At 58.1% G+C, this 15,005-nt stretch carries 11 protein-coding genes and 1 pseudogene; 5 read left to right on the forward strand and 7 right to left on the reverse strand.

Annotation, left to right across the window (positions count from 1 at the left end):
- Window positions 1-20: 20 nt before the first annotated feature.
- From PQU98_RS16680 to hutI, 6 genes are all read right to left on the reverse strand, one after another.
- On the reverse strand, window positions 21-2,333 hold the full coding sequence (locus tag PQU98_RS16680) for a TonB-dependent receptor (RefSeq protein ID WP_272746103.1): 2,313 nt from the start codon (window positions 2,331-2,333) through the stop codon (window positions 21-23).
- 467 nt (window positions 2,334-2,800) lie between these two features.
- The gene (locus PQU98_RS16685; protein ID WP_272746104.1) at window positions 2,801-3,346 is read right to left on the reverse strand and encodes a HutD/Ves family protein; all 546 of its coding nucleotides are present in this window, start codon (window positions 3,344-3,346) and stop codon (window positions 2,801-2,803) included.
- On the reverse strand, window positions 3,343-5,022 hold the full coding sequence (hutU, locus tag PQU98_RS16690; protein ID WP_272746105.1) for a urocanate hydratase: 1,680 nt from the start codon (window positions 5,020-5,022) through the stop codon (window positions 3,343-3,345). Before hutU ends, PQU98_RS16685 begins: the two co-directional genes overlap by 4 nt.
- A gap of 9 nt (window positions 5,023-5,031) precedes the next feature.
- Complete coding sequence (hutG, locus tag PQU98_RS16695; protein ID WP_272746106.1) at window positions 5,032-5,841, reverse strand: N-formylglutamate deformylase; 810 nt, start codon at window positions 5,839-5,841, stop codon at window positions 5,032-5,034.
- Window positions 5,838-7,376 (reverse strand): histidine ammonia-lyase, encoded by a 1,539-nt coding sequence (gene hutH / locus PQU98_RS16700; protein WP_272746107.1) that lies wholly within the window; start codon window positions 7,374-7,376, stop codon window positions 5,838-5,840. Before hutH ends, hutG begins: the two co-directional genes overlap by 4 nt.
- A complete protein-coding gene (gene hutI, locus PQU98_RS16705) occupies window positions 7,373-8,587 on the reverse strand; it encodes an imidazolonepropionase (protein ID WP_272746108.1) in 1,215 nt (404 codons plus the stop codon). The genes hutH and hutI overlap by 4 nt, the downstream gene beginning before the upstream one ends.
- Window positions 8,588-8,734: 147 nt before the next feature.
- On the opposite strand from hutI, the gene PQU98_RS16710 reads away from it, so the two are divergent.
- The 5 genes and pseudogenes from PQU98_RS16710 (at window position 8,735) to PQU98_RS16730 (ending at window position 13,592) form a co-directional block, all read left to right on the forward strand.
- On the forward strand, window positions 8,735-10,093 hold the full coding sequence (locus PQU98_RS16710) for a formimidoylglutamate deiminase (protein ID WP_272746109.1): 1,359 nt from the start codon (window positions 8,735-8,737) through the stop codon (window positions 10,091-10,093).
- Window positions 10,090-10,800, forward strand: a complete 711-nt coding sequence (gene hutC, locus PQU98_RS16715; protein ID WP_272746110.1) for a histidine utilization transcriptional repressor HutC — start codon at window positions 10,090-10,092, stop codon at window positions 10,798-10,800. Before PQU98_RS16710 ends, hutC begins: the two co-directional genes overlap by 4 nt.
- Window positions 10,801-11,389: 589 nt before the next feature.
- Window positions 11,390-11,833 (forward strand): hypothetical protein, encoded by a 444-nt coding sequence (locus tag PQU98_RS16720; RefSeq protein WP_272746111.1) that lies wholly within the window; start codon window positions 11,390-11,392, stop codon window positions 11,831-11,833.
- Window positions 11,833-12,117, forward strand: a complete 285-nt coding sequence (locus PQU98_RS16725; RefSeq protein WP_272746112.1) for a hypothetical protein — start codon at window positions 11,833-11,835, stop codon at window positions 12,115-12,117. Before PQU98_RS16720 ends, PQU98_RS16725 begins: the two co-directional genes overlap by 1 nt.
- A gap of 280 nt (window positions 12,118-12,397) precedes the next feature.
- A pseudogene (locus tag PQU98_RS16730) lies at window positions 12,398-13,592 on the forward strand (IS3 family transposase).
- Between the two features lie 190 nt (window positions 13,593-13,782).
- On the opposite strand, the gene PQU98_RS16735 reads toward PQU98_RS16730, so the two are convergent.
- Entirely contained in the window at window positions 13,783-14,976 is a 1,194-nt protein-coding gene (locus tag PQU98_RS16735) for a ricin-type beta-trefoil lectin domain protein (protein ID WP_272746113.1), read from the reverse strand.
- Window positions 14,977-15,005: the final 29 nt, after the last annotated feature.

The raw sequence follows: 15,005 nt of genomic DNA on the forward strand, positions 1-15,005 counted from the left end.
CTCGCGGGCCGCACTCAGGATCAGAACTTCTTGGTCAGGCTGACACCAACCGTACGCGGCAGAGCCGAGACTGCCGAGCCACCGACCGGAGTGGTCGAGGAATTGGTCAGGCGGGTGATGGCGACATGGTCGAACAGGTTATGGACAAACACCGACGCTTCCCAGTTACCGTCCAGCGGGCTGAAACCGGCGCGCAGGTTAGCCAGCGTATAGGCCGGGTTCTTCATGCGGTAGACATTGGCCACTGACAGCTCCGAGTAGGAAATGCCGACATAGTTGACATCACCACGGATAAAGCCCTTAAGCGAAGCCGTGAGTGGGCGGCTATAGTCGGCCGAGATCGCGCCCTTATTCTTAGGAATGAAGGTGATGCGGTCCCCCTTACGACCGGCCGCCGTCACGTAGGAATTGATCTGGTCTTCGGTCAGTTGGGCGTCGTTGTAGCTGTAGTTACCGCTGATGGTCAGACCGGGCAGAGGCGTCCAGGTTGATTCCAGCTCAAAGCCCTTAACCTCAGCCGCACCCGCATTGGAGATGAAGCTGAACGCGCCGTTGGGGGTACGGCCCGACACCTGCATGTTCTCCCACTTGACGGTGTAGAGTGCGGCGTTGACATAAAGGGTGCGATCAAACCAGCCCGTCTTGATACCGGCTTCATAGTTGGTCAGACTGTCGGACTCATAGGGAATGAGCGCATCCGGCAAGCCAAAGGTCTGGTTGACGCCGCCCGGACGATAGCCTTCGGCTACGTTGACATAGGCCATGATGTCGTCATTGAACTCATAGCTGGCATTGAACTTCAGCAGCGTGCCGTCTTCCTTGGTGCGGCGCACGTAGTACGGACGGTAGTTAGCCCCGATCAGATCCCACGGAATATCGGTTTCACCACCCACGGATTTTTCATACTCAAAGTAACGGCCGCCCAGAGTGAGTTTAAACTTATCGGTCACGTCATAATTGACTTCACCGAAGATGGCCTTCTGCTCCAGATGGTCATCGACATAGCGGTGATAGATGAACTTGATCGGCTTGATCAGCTCGCCGGTGGCTTCATCGGCCAGAACGTCGGAACCAACCGTGTCCTGATCGCGGTTTTCGTAATAGACGCCGGCTGTGAAATTGATCGGCCCGGAATAGTTGGAGCTGACGCGGATTTCATTGGTCCAGTTGCGCACTTCGTCCGGATAGTAGATCGCGGCCGGATAGTAGGAGTTCACATAGGCCAGATAGTCGGTGTATTGCTGGGTGCCCGCCACGCAGGTCACGCCCAGATAGGCCGAGCAACGCGCCGGTGTGCGGTAGCTGGCCACATAGGTGGTGTCATCCGCCGCATAGATCGATTTAGCCACGAAATAGCTGGATGAGCCGGTGATGGTGTAGTCGCCGATATCCCAGTTTGCCGACAGCGAATAGACCTTGGTGTCTTCTTCGTAAGGCAGCAGCAGCTTTGATTCCTGCACATAGTCGCCGTAGGCCGGGTTCCAGTTGTTATTCGACACGGCATCCGTGCTCTGAACAAAGGCGGCGGCATCGATGGTCAGGTTATCGAGCGGGGTATAGCGCAGCAGCAGGCGCCCGCCCTTGGTGCTGCTTTTGTTGATATCCTCGCGGTCGAGGTAACGGTTGTCGATCCAGCCGCCCTGCTCACGCTCATACATAACGACGCGGGCCGCCAGCTTGTCCTCGATCAGCGGCACGTTAACCATAGCCGACAACTGGTGATTGGCCTTGCCGCCGTCGACGCTGGAGTAATTGCCGGAGACAAAGCCTTCATAGACCTGACGCGGCTTTTTCATAATGATGCGAACCGCACCACCCATGGCCGAACCGCCGTACATGGTGCCTTGCGGGCCGCGCAGAACTTCGATGCGCTCAACGTCGGTCGCCGTAGTGTCCGGGTTCCGGCCACCAGCATCAGACGACACGCCGACCGAACCAGTAATCGGGGCTTCGTCATAGAACACCCCCACCAGAGCCTCGCCCGTGCCCTGAATCCCGCGCAAGGATATCCGGCCGCGGCCGGGGCCGTCATCGGAAACTTTCAGCGACGGCACGAACTTGACATATTCGTCCATGGTCATGGCGCCGACCTTGGCAAGGGTGTCGCCGGTGACCGCCGAAATCGCGATCGGGGTTTTTTGAAGCTTGGTATTACGCTTGGTGGCCGTAACCACCACTTCGGCGACCGGCTCATCGGCAGCGGGCGCATCCGCCGGGTCGGCGGCCTCATTGGCATAGGCAAAACCTGCTACCGCCATCATCGATGTGGTCAGCAGGGCCAGCCGCAGGGAGCGGGTGCGCAAACCATGAAACGTCTTAGTATTGATAGCCATCTGAATATCCCCTTTCAGACTTCTCACCACCGCGCCCTGATCGACGGATCAGACAGTGTGAGAAATTATGTCTAGACATATTCACAACGACATTCAGATATCGTCAACTGTTTTTACGCACCTGCGAAGCCGTATCCGCCGTAACAAATATTCTTTATTATGTATACGGAAGTTAGATTAAATTATTTATTTTCAATTCATTATTATGCAGGTCATTTTATGCAATAACGCAATATTTTACTTTTTTACATTTACGTGAACTGTAATTATCACGCATCGCAACAATTCATTACACATAAGTGAAATTCATCGTCGTATTTTTTTCACAATGCGGAACCGTGACCTCATAGCCGCTCAACCCAGAGGGTAAATAACTCAACCTGCCAACCGCCGTACGGTGAAATGTGCACTAAAAAAGGGCCGCAGATCGGAATCTGCGGCCCTTTTAACGATCAGGTATAATTATTTCAGGTGTTCGCAATATCGATGCGGATTAACGCACTGTTACCGTTCACCGCGCCCTCAGTCGGCCAGTCATCCAGCCACACCGCGTCATAGGTTTTAAGCTTATGACTGCACACATCTGTGGCGGCAATCGCCAGCAAAACCGTCTGCCCGTCACAGGGGGTAAGTCTTACCTGTGGCGGGATGCACGTAACTAAAGCTGTAAACCGCCCCCGTCGGGTCATGACATTCAGGTCTATGACCGGCCCGTCGAGCGGTTCGCCACTTGCCGGCGCATCTCCCGCAAAGGCAAGTCCCTGCCCGACTACCAACTGATGCGCTACGCCATCCACCGTCAGACGCAACTGCCCTGAAAGCACGCTCAGATGCCGGTCGATTCCGTCAAAGGCCGAAAATGGACCTGCGGCATCGACTGTGGCCATGCTGATGCGCCAGTCGAAATCGGTCATGGACGCTTGCGGCGGCCAAACCAGCACTTCACGCGTGACCCCGCCGCCGTTTTTCCACGGCTGAGGCACGCGTGCGCTGGCGGGCAGGAAACGGATCACCCCAATATACCCGGCAAATCCAGCCCCTTCTCACGGGCGCAGTCGAGTGCGATATCATAGCACGCATCGGCATGGCGCATAACGCCGGTTGCCGGATCATTCCATAGCACACGCCCCAGACGCTCAGCCGCGTCGTCTGTACCGTCAGCGACGATGACCATGCCCGAATGTTGCGAATAACCCATGCCGACCCCACCGCCGTGATGCAGCGACACCCAGGTTGCCCCGGACGCCGTATTCAGCAACGCATTGAGCAGCGGCCAGTCGGATACGGCATCCGATCCGTCCTTCATGGCCTCGGTCTCACGGTTTGGCGACGCGACCGAGCCCGAATCGAGGTGATCACGGCCAATCACGACCGGCGCCTTCAGTTCACCATTTTTGACCATCTCATTGAAGGCCAGCCCAAGCCGATGGCGATCGCCCAGCCCCACCCAGCAAATCCGCGCCGGCAGGCCCTGAAACTTGATCTTTTCGCGTGCCATGTCGAGCCAGTTATGCAGATGGGCATTATCCGGCAGCAGTTCCTTAACCTTGGCGTCGGTTTTATAGATGTCTTCGGGGTCGCCCGACAGCGCCACCCAGCGGAACGGCCCGACCCCGCGGCAGAACAGCGGCCGGATATAGGCCGGCACAAACCCAGGAAAATCAAAGGCATTATCGACGCCTTCATCCTTAGCGACCTGACGGATATTGTTGCCGTAATCGGTCGTCGGCACCCCGGCCTTGGCGAAATCGAGCATGGCGCGAACATGCTGGGCCATCGAGGCCTTGGCGGCTTTGGCAACCATTTCAGGATCGGTTTCGCGCACCGTTTGCCACTGCTCAACGCTCCAGCCCGACGGCAGGTAACCGTTGATTGGGTCATGAGCAGAGGTCTGATCGGTCAGCAAATCGGGGCGCACCCCGCGCTTAAACAGTTCCGGCAGAATGTCGGCAGCATTGCCGAGCAAGCCTACCGATATCGGGGTTTTGGCGGCACAGGACTCTTCGATCCACGCCAGCGCTTCATCAATGCTGTCGGTTGAGCGATCCAGATAACCCGTACGCAGGCGCATATCGATGCGCGACGCCTGACACTCGATCGCCAGACACGACGCCCCCGCCATGACCGCCGCCAGAGGCTGGGCTCCGCCCATGCCGCCAAGCCCTGCGGTCAGAAGCCACTTGCCTGCAAGCGAGCCGTTATAATGCTGACGACCCATTTCGACAAAGGTCTCATAGGTGCCCTGAACGATGCCTTGCGTGCCGATATAGATCCATGATCCGGCCGTCATCTGGCCGTACATCATCAGGCCCTTTTTATCGAGTTCGTTGAAGTGCTCCCAGTTCGCCCATTTCGGCACCAGATTGGAGTTGGCAATCAGCACCCGCGGCGCATTGGCATGGGTTTGGAACACGCCAACCGGCTTACCTGATTGCACCAGCAGAGTCTGATCGTCCTCAAGACGCTTCAGAGTCTCAACGATCTTATCGTAAGCGTCCCAATCGCGGGCTGCACGACCGATACCGCCGTAAACCACCAGGTCTTCGGGGCGCTCAGCCACATCAGGATGCAGATTGTTCATCAGCATCCGTAACGGTGCTTCGGTCAGCCAGCTTTTGGCGGAAAGTTCGGTGCCGGTCGCGGGTTTAATAACGCGAACATTGCCCGGAAATGTAGGGTGCGAGTTCATGGGGAGTCCTTAATTACGAGCAAAGGCCAGACTGGCCGCAATGATATGAGAAAGCTGGGTTTGCAGAGCATCGGCGCGCTCCGCTTCAAACGGCGTGGGCCAGTTACTGAAATCAACGATTGAGGGCTCATCCATATAGCCGCGGCAGGCCAGTTCCATCTGGATCGCGTGTACGCCAATCAGCGGCTGACCATAATGACGTGTGGTCCAGCCGCCCTTGAATCTGCCATTCAAAACATGACTAAAACCACTTTGTTCACAAACGCTTTTTACCGCTTCACTTAAAGCCGGATCGCAGGTGGTGTCATTATTGGTGCCGATATTGAACTGCGGCAGCTCGCCGTCAAACAGGCGTGGCACATGTGAGCGGATCGAATGGGCGTCATACAGCACGACCTTGCCATGATCGGCCTTCAGGCGGGCAATCTCAGCCGCCAGCGCCGCATGATACGGATCGAACCATAGCGTGCGGCGATGGCTGATTTCGGTTTCATCCGGTACCCAGCCATGCCGGTACAGAGGCTCACCATCAAAGGTGGTGGTCGGACACAACTCGGTCGTCGCCTGCCCCGGATAGAGCGAAGCACCGGACGGGTCGCGGTTGACGTCAATCACCGTGCGCGACATCGTGGCACGGATAGTGGTGACACCTAAGTCGCGCACAAAGCTGTACAACTGATCGATCCACCAGTCGCAATCTTTGCGCGCCCGCCACGGATCTATCAGACGCGCTTCGATATCGGGCGGGATCTCCGTGCCGGTATGGGGAAACGCCACGATTAACGGCGCATTCCCCCGATGGATTTCAAGACCACTCATGCCGCAACATCCGGCAGTTTAAGTTCGGCCACTGCGGCGATAGCCCCTGAGCGCACCAGGGTGATCGCCTTTTGCATATCGGGATGGAAATGACGATCATGATCCAGCGACGGCACGGCCCGGCGGGTCAGGTCACGCACGCGCTCCAGCGCCGCAGATGAGGTCAGGGGCGCGTGGAAATCGACGCCTTGCGCGGCCGCCAGAAGCTCAATTCCGATGACCGCAAAGGCGTTTTCGCACATCTCCATCAATCGGCGCGCCCCGTGAGCCGCCATGGAAACGTGGTCTTCCTGATTGGCTGAGGTAGGGATTGAGTCAACCGAGGCCGGATAGGCGCGTTGTTTATTTTCCGAAACAAGGGCCGCCGCCGTTACCTGCGGTATCATGAAGCCTGAGTTTAGCCCCGGACGCGGCGTCAGGAACGCGGGCAATCCCGACAGGGCCGGATCGACCAGCATAGCAATGCGCCGTTCCGACAAAGAGCCGATTTCGCACACCGCCATAGCGATCATGTCGGCGGCAAAGGCGACCGGCTCAGCGTGGAAATTACCACCTGACAGGGCCTCGTCTTCCGCCCCACCCACCCCGGTGAAGATCAGCGGATTGTCCGACACGCCATTGGCTTCGGTCAGCAAGGTCACCGCCGCCTGACGCAGGACATCGAGCACCGCCCCCATCACCTGCGGCTGGCAGCGCAGGCAGTACGGGTCCTGCACGCGCTCATCGCCTTTGAGGTGGGAAGCCCGAATGGCCGACCCGTTCATCAGTTCACGCAAGGATGACGCCGTATCGATCTGGCCCTTATGGCGGCGCAGATTGTGGATACGCGGATCAAACGGCGCGTCCGATCCCTTGGCCGCCTCGGTCGACAATGCGCCCGTGACCAGCGCCGTCTGCATCAACACCTCGGCTTCAAACAGGCCGGCCAGAGCATTGGCGGTCGAAAACTGGGTGCCATTAAGCAGGGCCAGCCCTTCTTTCGGGCCGGGCGTGAGTGGCGATAATCCGGCCGATTGCAGAGCCTCTAACGCGGGCCACACCCCCTGCGGCGTTTCGATCTCCCCCACCCCGATCATGGTCGCGGCCATGTGTGACAAAGGCGCCAGGTCGCCGGAGGCCCCCACACTACCCTGACACGGCACCACCGGGATCAGGTCGTGATCGAGCATGGTCTGCATCAGTTCCAGCGTCTCCGGCCGGATACCGGAGGCGCCCTGCGCCAGACTGACCAGCTTGAGCGCCATCATCAGGCGCACCACCGATTTGGGCGACGGCGCGCCAACACCGGCGGCATGGCTGAGGATAATATTGCGCTGAAGCGTGGCCAGATCGGCATCGTCAATGCGTGTTGAGGCCAGCTTACCGAAGCCGGTATTGATGCCATAGACCGGCTCCCCCTTTGACAGGATGCGGCTAACGGCAGCGGCACTTTCGGCGACCTTCGGCAGGCAGCCCGCATTGAGCGTAAAGGCCGCGCCGCGATAAATGGCCCGCCATTGCGACAAGGGGACTTGACCGGGATTAAGCGTAATCATACCTCTACTCCATTAAAAACACGCTGATGCAGCGGGTTGAACCCGATGCGGTAAACCAGTTTTTCGGGCCGATCGACGTCCCAGATCGCCAGATCGCAGGCCTTACCGGCCTCAAGACTGCCGAGATCACGATCAAGGCCCAATGCGCGGGCGGCATTGAGCGTCACCCCCAAAAGGCACTCATCAACCGTCATCCGGAACAGGGTCGCGGCCATGTTCATGGTCAGCAACAGTGATGTCAGCGGCGATGTGCCGGGGTTATTGTCGGTAGCCAGCGCCATCGGCACGCGAGCGTCGCGCAGAGCCTGAACCGGCGGCCGTTTTGTCTCCCGCACAAAGTAAAACGCCCCCGGCAACAGGGTCGCCACTGTGCCGGATGCCTTCATGGCGGCAATGCCCGCCTCATCCAGATATTCAAGGTGATCCGCCGACAGCGCGCCATACCGTGCCGCCAGCGCCGTGCCGTTCAAATTTGATAGCTGCTCGGCATGGAGTTTGACGCGCAAACCCTGCGCCTGTGCCGCCTGAAACACCCGTTCCGTCTGGGCGGGGCTAAACCCGATATTTTCGCAGAACACATCGACCGCATCGGCAAGCCCTTCGGCGGCCACCGCCGGAATCATCCGCTCACACACCTCGGTGATATAGTCATCTGCCCGCCCCGTAAATTCCGGCGGCAGGGCATGCGCCCCCAAAAAGGTGGTCACCACCCGCACCGGCCGATGCTGCGTCAAGGCCTTTGCGGCCCTGAGCATCTTAAGTTCGTCCGTAAGCGTCAGGCCATAGCCGGACTTTATCTCAATCGTTGATAGCCCTTCGGCCAACAGCGCATCGAGACGCGGCAGGGCCTGGGCGATCAACTCCGCCTCACTGGCGGCACGGGTCGCCGTCATGGTGGAGACAATTCCGCCACCGGCTCTGGCGATCTCCTCATAGGACGCCCCCTCCAATCGCAACCGGAATTCGTGGGCGCGGTCGCCACCGTGAACCAGATGGGTATGCGGATCGATCAGGCCGGGCGTAATCAGCCGCCCATCAACATTGACTACGCGATCCGCCTGCACATTATCATGAGCCGCCCCTGCATAGACGACCCGCCCGTCACGAGCCGCAATCATGCCGGGGGCCACAATTGAAAGCATGCCCTGCCCGTCCGTTATAAGCAGGCGGGCATTGGTCCATAGGCTATCGCAACTGACGATTTCGGGCATAGTGTGGGCCTGTGAATTACGGACAGAAACACGACAAAAATAAGTCTAGACATTTTTGATAATGTATAGACATATCTGTTGGCAAGCGTCATTGTGCAGGTGCGCAAACTTTTTTGAACGTCACTGAAAACCACTCAGGAAAATATGATGACCCGTTCACATCTGTGGTTTGAACAGGCCCGGCTCACCGAAGGCTGGGCGCACAAAGTCCGGCTAACGATCGACGGCGGGCGCATCAGTGCGATCACCACCGGCACTATGCCCGAATCCACGGATGAGCGCCATGCCATAGGCTTAGCCGGCATGCCCAACCTGCACAGCCATGCCTTTCAGCGGGTGATCGCCGGCCTGACCGAACGGCGTGGCCCCGATACCGATTCCTTCTGGAGCTGGCGCGACCAGATGTACCGCCTTCAGGGCCGTATCGGGCCGGATGAACTGCAAGCCATCGCCGCCCTGGCCTATATGGAAATGCTGGAGGCAGGCTTTACGCGCGTCGGTGAGTTCCACTACCTGCACCACGATCAAAACGGTCATGCCTTTGCCGATCCGGCCCAGATGTCGGCGATGATCTGCGCAGCCGCAGATCAGACCGGCATGGGCCTGACCCTGCTGCCGGTTTTTTATGCCCATTCTGGCTTTGGCGGACAGGTTCCGACGACAGGACAGGCACGTTTCATCCACGATATCAGCGGGTTTGCACGATTACTTGAGGGTGCGCGTCGGCACGCCGCACATCTGCCGGATGCCGTGATCGGCATCGCACCTCACTCCCTGCGGGCGGTGACGGGTGACGAACTGACGGCCCTTATCCCTTTGGCCGAAGGTGCGCCGATTCACATTCATATCGCCGAGCAGATACGCGAAGTCGACGACTGCGTGGCCCATAGCGGCCAGCGTCCAGTAGAATGGCTGCTTAATCATGTAACTGTCGATGCCCAGTGGTGTCTGGTGCATGCCACCCATATGACCGAAGATGAAACCCTGCGGCTGGCCAGATCGAAGGCTGTGGCAGGCCTGTGCCCTATCACCGAGGCCAATCTGGGCGACGGTATTTTCTCGGCGGCAGATTATCTCAGTCATGGCGGCCGGTTCGGGATTGGCTCGGATTCCAACGTCCAGATCAGCATGGCCGAAGAACTGAGGATGCTGGAATATCCGCAGCGCCTGCATCACCGCGCCCGTAATGTATTGGCGGCCGCTGGCGGATCGACAGGTGAACGGCTGTTTTCCGGCGCTCTCACCGGCGGGTCTCAGGCTTTGGGCGTATCCGCAGGTATTGCCGTCGGCCACAGCGCGGATATAGTCAGTCTGAACTCACATCATCCATCACTTGTGGCCAAGGGGGGCGCGGACGTGATCGACAGCCTGATCTTTGCGACCTCCACCGGCGCCATAGATTGCGTCTGGCGGCAGGGGCGCAAATGGGTCAGCGGTGGACGGCACGCGGCACGTGATATAATCACAGGCGACTATGCCCGCCTGATGAAAAGGCTGCTGTCATGACCAGCCCGTCCATGCCCCTGCACATCAGGATACGGCGCGATCTGGAGAATCAGATTCGTTCGGGTGTGCTGACACCTGGCTCAAAGATCGCTTATGAGCACGAACTGATGATCACCTATGATTGCTCACGCATGACGGTCAATAAGGCCATGAGCGCCCTGTCAGCAGCCGGTCTGATCGAACGGCGCAAGCGGGCGGGCACCTTTGTCAAACTACCGCGGCTGGATTCAACCGTCATCGACATTCCCGACATTCAGATCGACATTACCGCCCGTGGCGAAGCCTATGGTTTTCAACTGATTGACCGGCGCGTCCGCACCGCCGTGACGCTCAAGGAACGCGAACTGGCCGGCGAGGATGGTCGGGTCTTAAGCCTGACCGGTCTGCATCTGGCGTCAGGCAAGCCACTGGCGGTCGAAGAACGTCTGATCAATCTGGTGGCCGTGCCGGAAGCTGAAACGGTCGATTTCAGCCACCTGTCGCCCGGTCACTGGCTGCTGGAAGCCGTACCGTGGACGCAGGTCGAAAATGAAATCAGCGCCACCGATGCCGACATCGAACTGACACGGCGGCTGGGGATTGAAAAAGGCTTAGCCTGTCTGGTGCTCGACCGCCGCACATGGCGCGGAACGGAACGGATCACGACGGTGCGCCAGACCTATGACGGCACCCGCTACCGCCTGATTGCACGGTTTGATCAAGCCTGAATTGAGCCCGTAAAGCCAAAAAATGCACGACACGGGATCAGGCCAAAGCGGACGCCGATAACGTTTCAGCAAGCTATAAAGAGTCTATACGGATCGGCTGGTTGGCGTCAGCGGAGTATGCACGCAATTTTAACCCGCGCCGTGCACCGGCGCTCCCAACAGTATCCAAAACGCAAAAAACAACCGCCCGCTCGACGAGTTTGTCGGTGTGTTTCACGGACGCACAAAAGCCTCCACAAGGAGTCTATAATCTGTTGATTTAGTTGCGATAAGTGTGATTTCGGGATCGCGATTTGGGTCGCTTTACTCCCCGACCCAGCCACTGATCGGCGGGCTTACGCGCGCCTGCGACTGCGGTTGAACTGACGTTTCTCGTCCGTTCAGTATGAGCCCATAACCAAACCAACATGACCAAACTAAAGTGGCGCCCCTTCGGGCGCCTTTTTAGTTTGGTTGCGGGGGTGCGCAACCGCCAGCGTTTCATACACATAGCATGGGGTATTGAAAGGCTGATTGAGCAAAAAAAAAGGCCAGAATCACAAGGACTTAGATTCTTCAGCCATTTCAAATCCCTAGGGTGTGATTTGAAATGGAGACTCCAAAACCAAGCGCGGCCTTCGAGCAGGCCGCCAGTTCAATTCCTGCTTCGGGAATTGAACCCAAGCGCCGTAAATCTATCGTCATAGCCTTCCGCGTCACGGCTGAAGAGTATCAAGAGATAAGCCATGATGCGGGCGGCGACGATAACATCAGCGCCTATTGCCGCTCAAAGGTGCTGAAAAAGCCGACCCAGCGCAAGCGGGTCAAGGTTCCGGCAAAAGACCAGATCGCACTAAGCCAGATCGCCGCGCGACGCGGCAGGGATGGGATAGCCACGAACCTTGCTTCGCTGGCGCGGGCATTCGAGTCCGGCTCCCCACCACCGGATGAACATATCGCGGCGGTTCTGAAAGAAGCCCGCGACAATGACAGAATTATCCGCCACCTGCTGATGCGGGCCTTGGGTATCTATAAGCTGGTGGGGCCGGAATAATGATCCTGAAAGCTTCCCAACGTGGTGGAGGCCGTGCATTGGGCCTTCACCTCAATAGCTCTGAGAACGAGCACATTACCGTCCACGAAATCAGGGGCTTTCTCTCCGGCAATATCGTCGATGCCTTGCGCGAAGCTGAAGCCATAGCGAAGGGAACGCGCTGCAAGCAGCCGTTATTTTCGCTCTCGCTTAGTCCGCCGGAACGCGAAAGCGTGGCGACGGAAATATTCGAAAAGGCGCTGGCCGAGATCGAAAAACGGGTCGGGCTGGAAGGCCAAGGCTGAGGAAGTCAAATGGACGTGCAAAAAATTGAAGATTTGCTCAGGCACGGAATACTAGGCGTTTATGATCAGGCCCAAGTGACTGAGATATTTGCCATCCCCCAAAAGGGTTCCCCACCGCTCAATGTATTGACCCTCATTGTCGCTGAAAACAGACGTGGGGCCGCACTTGAACCTCCGAGAATTCTCGGCGGCCGCATTAAAATCGCAGATTTGAGACGACGTTGCCCCCGGGATTTAATCCAGTTTAAAGTTAGCTCTGGCCTTAAAAGAGGACCAGAGAATGAAGCGAAACCGATTTACAGAAGAGCAAATCATCTCGATTTTGAAGGAGCACGAGGCCGGTGTTCCGGTGTCTGACCTGTGCCTTAAGCACGGGGTCAGTGACGCCAGCATCTACAAGTGGAAGGCGAGGTACGGCGGCATGGAAGTGTCTGAGGCCAAGCGGCTGAAGTCGCTGGAAGATGAGAACGCCAAGCTCAAGCGGATGCTGGCCGACGCCATGCTCGACAATGTCGCATTGAAAGACCTGCTTGGAAAAAAATGGTAGCGCCCGCCGCTCAGCGGGAAGCTGTTGCTTATCTCGAAGCTGCCTACGAGATGAGCGAGCGACGGGCGTGTCAGGTCATTTCATGTTGTAGGATGACGATCCGTTACGCCTCCAGGCGTGGCGACGATGCGGTTTTGCGCGAACGCATGCGGTCTATGGCGGTTGAGCGCCGTCGCTTTGGGTATCGTCGCCTGCATGTCCTGTTGCGACGGGAAGGCTTCGTCGTGAACCACAAACGCCTTTTCCGCTTATACCGGGAGGAGAAGCTCACTGTGAGACGCCGCGGCGGCCGTAAGCGTGCATGGGCACGCGCTCGCCCATGCTGCTGCCCATGGCGCCGAACGAGCGCTGGTCGCTGGACTTCGTGTCTGATCAGCTCACGGATGGCCGCCGTTTGCGCATCTTGTGTGTCGTCGATGATTGTTCCAGGGAATGCCTGACGCTCACCGTCGATACCTCGCTGTCAGGCGGCCGCGTCGCGCGCGAACTCGACCGGATTATAGCTGAACGTGGTCGACCAAAGATGATCGTCAGCGATAACGGAACGGAGTTCACCAGCAACGCCATCCTGTCCTGGGCGGATTCCAGCCGGGTGGGATGGCACTACATCGCACCGGGCAAGCCGAACCAGAACGCCTTCGTGGAAAGCTTCAACGGGCGTCTGAGGGATGAGCTGCTCAACGAAACGCTCTTCACGTCTTTGGCTCATGCCAGAGCCGTGCTCCAGACGTGGCGGACTGACTACAATACCCTGAGACCACATTCGCGGATCGGCTGGTTGACGCCGGTCGAGTATGCCCGCAATTTTAACCCGCGTCGTAGTGACCTGGCGCTGCGCTCATCGCAAAGCTCCGCGCCGGTCACCGACGCTCCCACCAGTATCCAAAACGGAAAAACCAACCGCCAGAGCGAACTCAAGATTGGATAACATCAAGGGGCAACGTCGCTATGTGAGGCTTTCTAACATGAAACGTAAGTGACGTGACTACGGCATACATAATCGGGTCAACAGAGTTGCGGTACGTGCGACGTATCTAACTAATGGGTATAGCCGCAGGCGGTGCCTTCACTCTGTCCAGTGAACGTCTGCACCCAAAGTCAAATACTCCATGGTTCCACTATTTTACCATCAACGTACCTGCAGTATCCCCGGAAAAGAATGACCACTCTTTAGGCAGGATATTGGTCGCTGCGGCATGTTCAGCCTTGATGCCGGGGGCGGCCAGACCGTTGACGAAGCGTACGGTCAAAACGCCTGCACCGCCGACAACCAGGGTACCGCCTTCTCCGCCCGTTATACGGCCTTTGGCATCGACCGAGATCGTCCGCCCACCGGAGCCGGTGAGGTTATAGGCTGAATAGCCCCCTACCATCGACACGGTTGTGACCTTACCGTCAGCCCCAGATAATTGTTTAGCCAGAGCCTCACCCAGTGAGAACGACCCCGATTCTGCGGCAATGGCCGGATAGAACTTCTGATTGTCAGTACCCGTACAATCCCAGGCGATCACATCCGTGCCGTTGCGGGTCAGGAAGGCAAAGATATCTGCGCAGACATCCACCCGGTTGCGCAGGGTTCCCTCCCCTGTCAGGGTCCAGTCCTGCTCAGGGACATTGGCGCACGCCTTGACCACTAGAGGCTCGCCCTTGACCGATGACGCCAGACATTTATCACCCTGCACGATCTGGCCACTGGCACCGCTGCGGAAGCGGAAGTCCTGAGCCGGTCTACGCTCACATACATCGATCGTCACGGTGGAACGCCCGGTGACATTCAGACAACGCCCCTGCACATAATAGGTGGCCAGGACAGGCTGGCCGTTGATTGGGGGAATAGCCGCCACAACCTGCTGAGGGGCCGGTGCGGTAACCTTGACGTTGGTCGCAAAGAATTTCTGGTTATCAGTGGCGGTGCAATCCCAGGCGATTACCGCCGTACCGGCATCCTTGCGGAAATTGAGGATGTCCGCACAAAGACCGCTATCGCTGCGCAGGGTGGCGTCTTCCGCAAAGCTCCATTTCTGGTCATCGCCTTCGCCGCACGCCTTGGCTACCAGCGGCTGGCCGCGCGTCGCTGCCGACAGGCACTGATCGCCCTGATGCAAACGGCCTGTGGCATCATCGTAGCGGAGAAGTTGTGTCCCCTGCGCGTTACATTTATTGATGATCAACGATCCGTCGGCGCGGGTCTCAAGGCACTGACCGTCGGCGAATTTACTACCGATCGACATTTGCGGCGTTGCGGCATGAGCGGGCGTAACCGACATAAACGCTGCGGCCAGAAACCCAAGACCCGTTATAAAGATTTTCATGATATTGTTCCCGGTATGAGCGGCGCCCC

The sequence above is a fragment of the Asticcacaulis machinosus genome (assembly GCF_028550435.1).
GTDB classification, from domain to species: domain Bacteria; phylum Pseudomonadota; class Alphaproteobacteria; order Caulobacterales; family Caulobacteraceae; genus Asticcacaulis; species Asticcacaulis machinosus.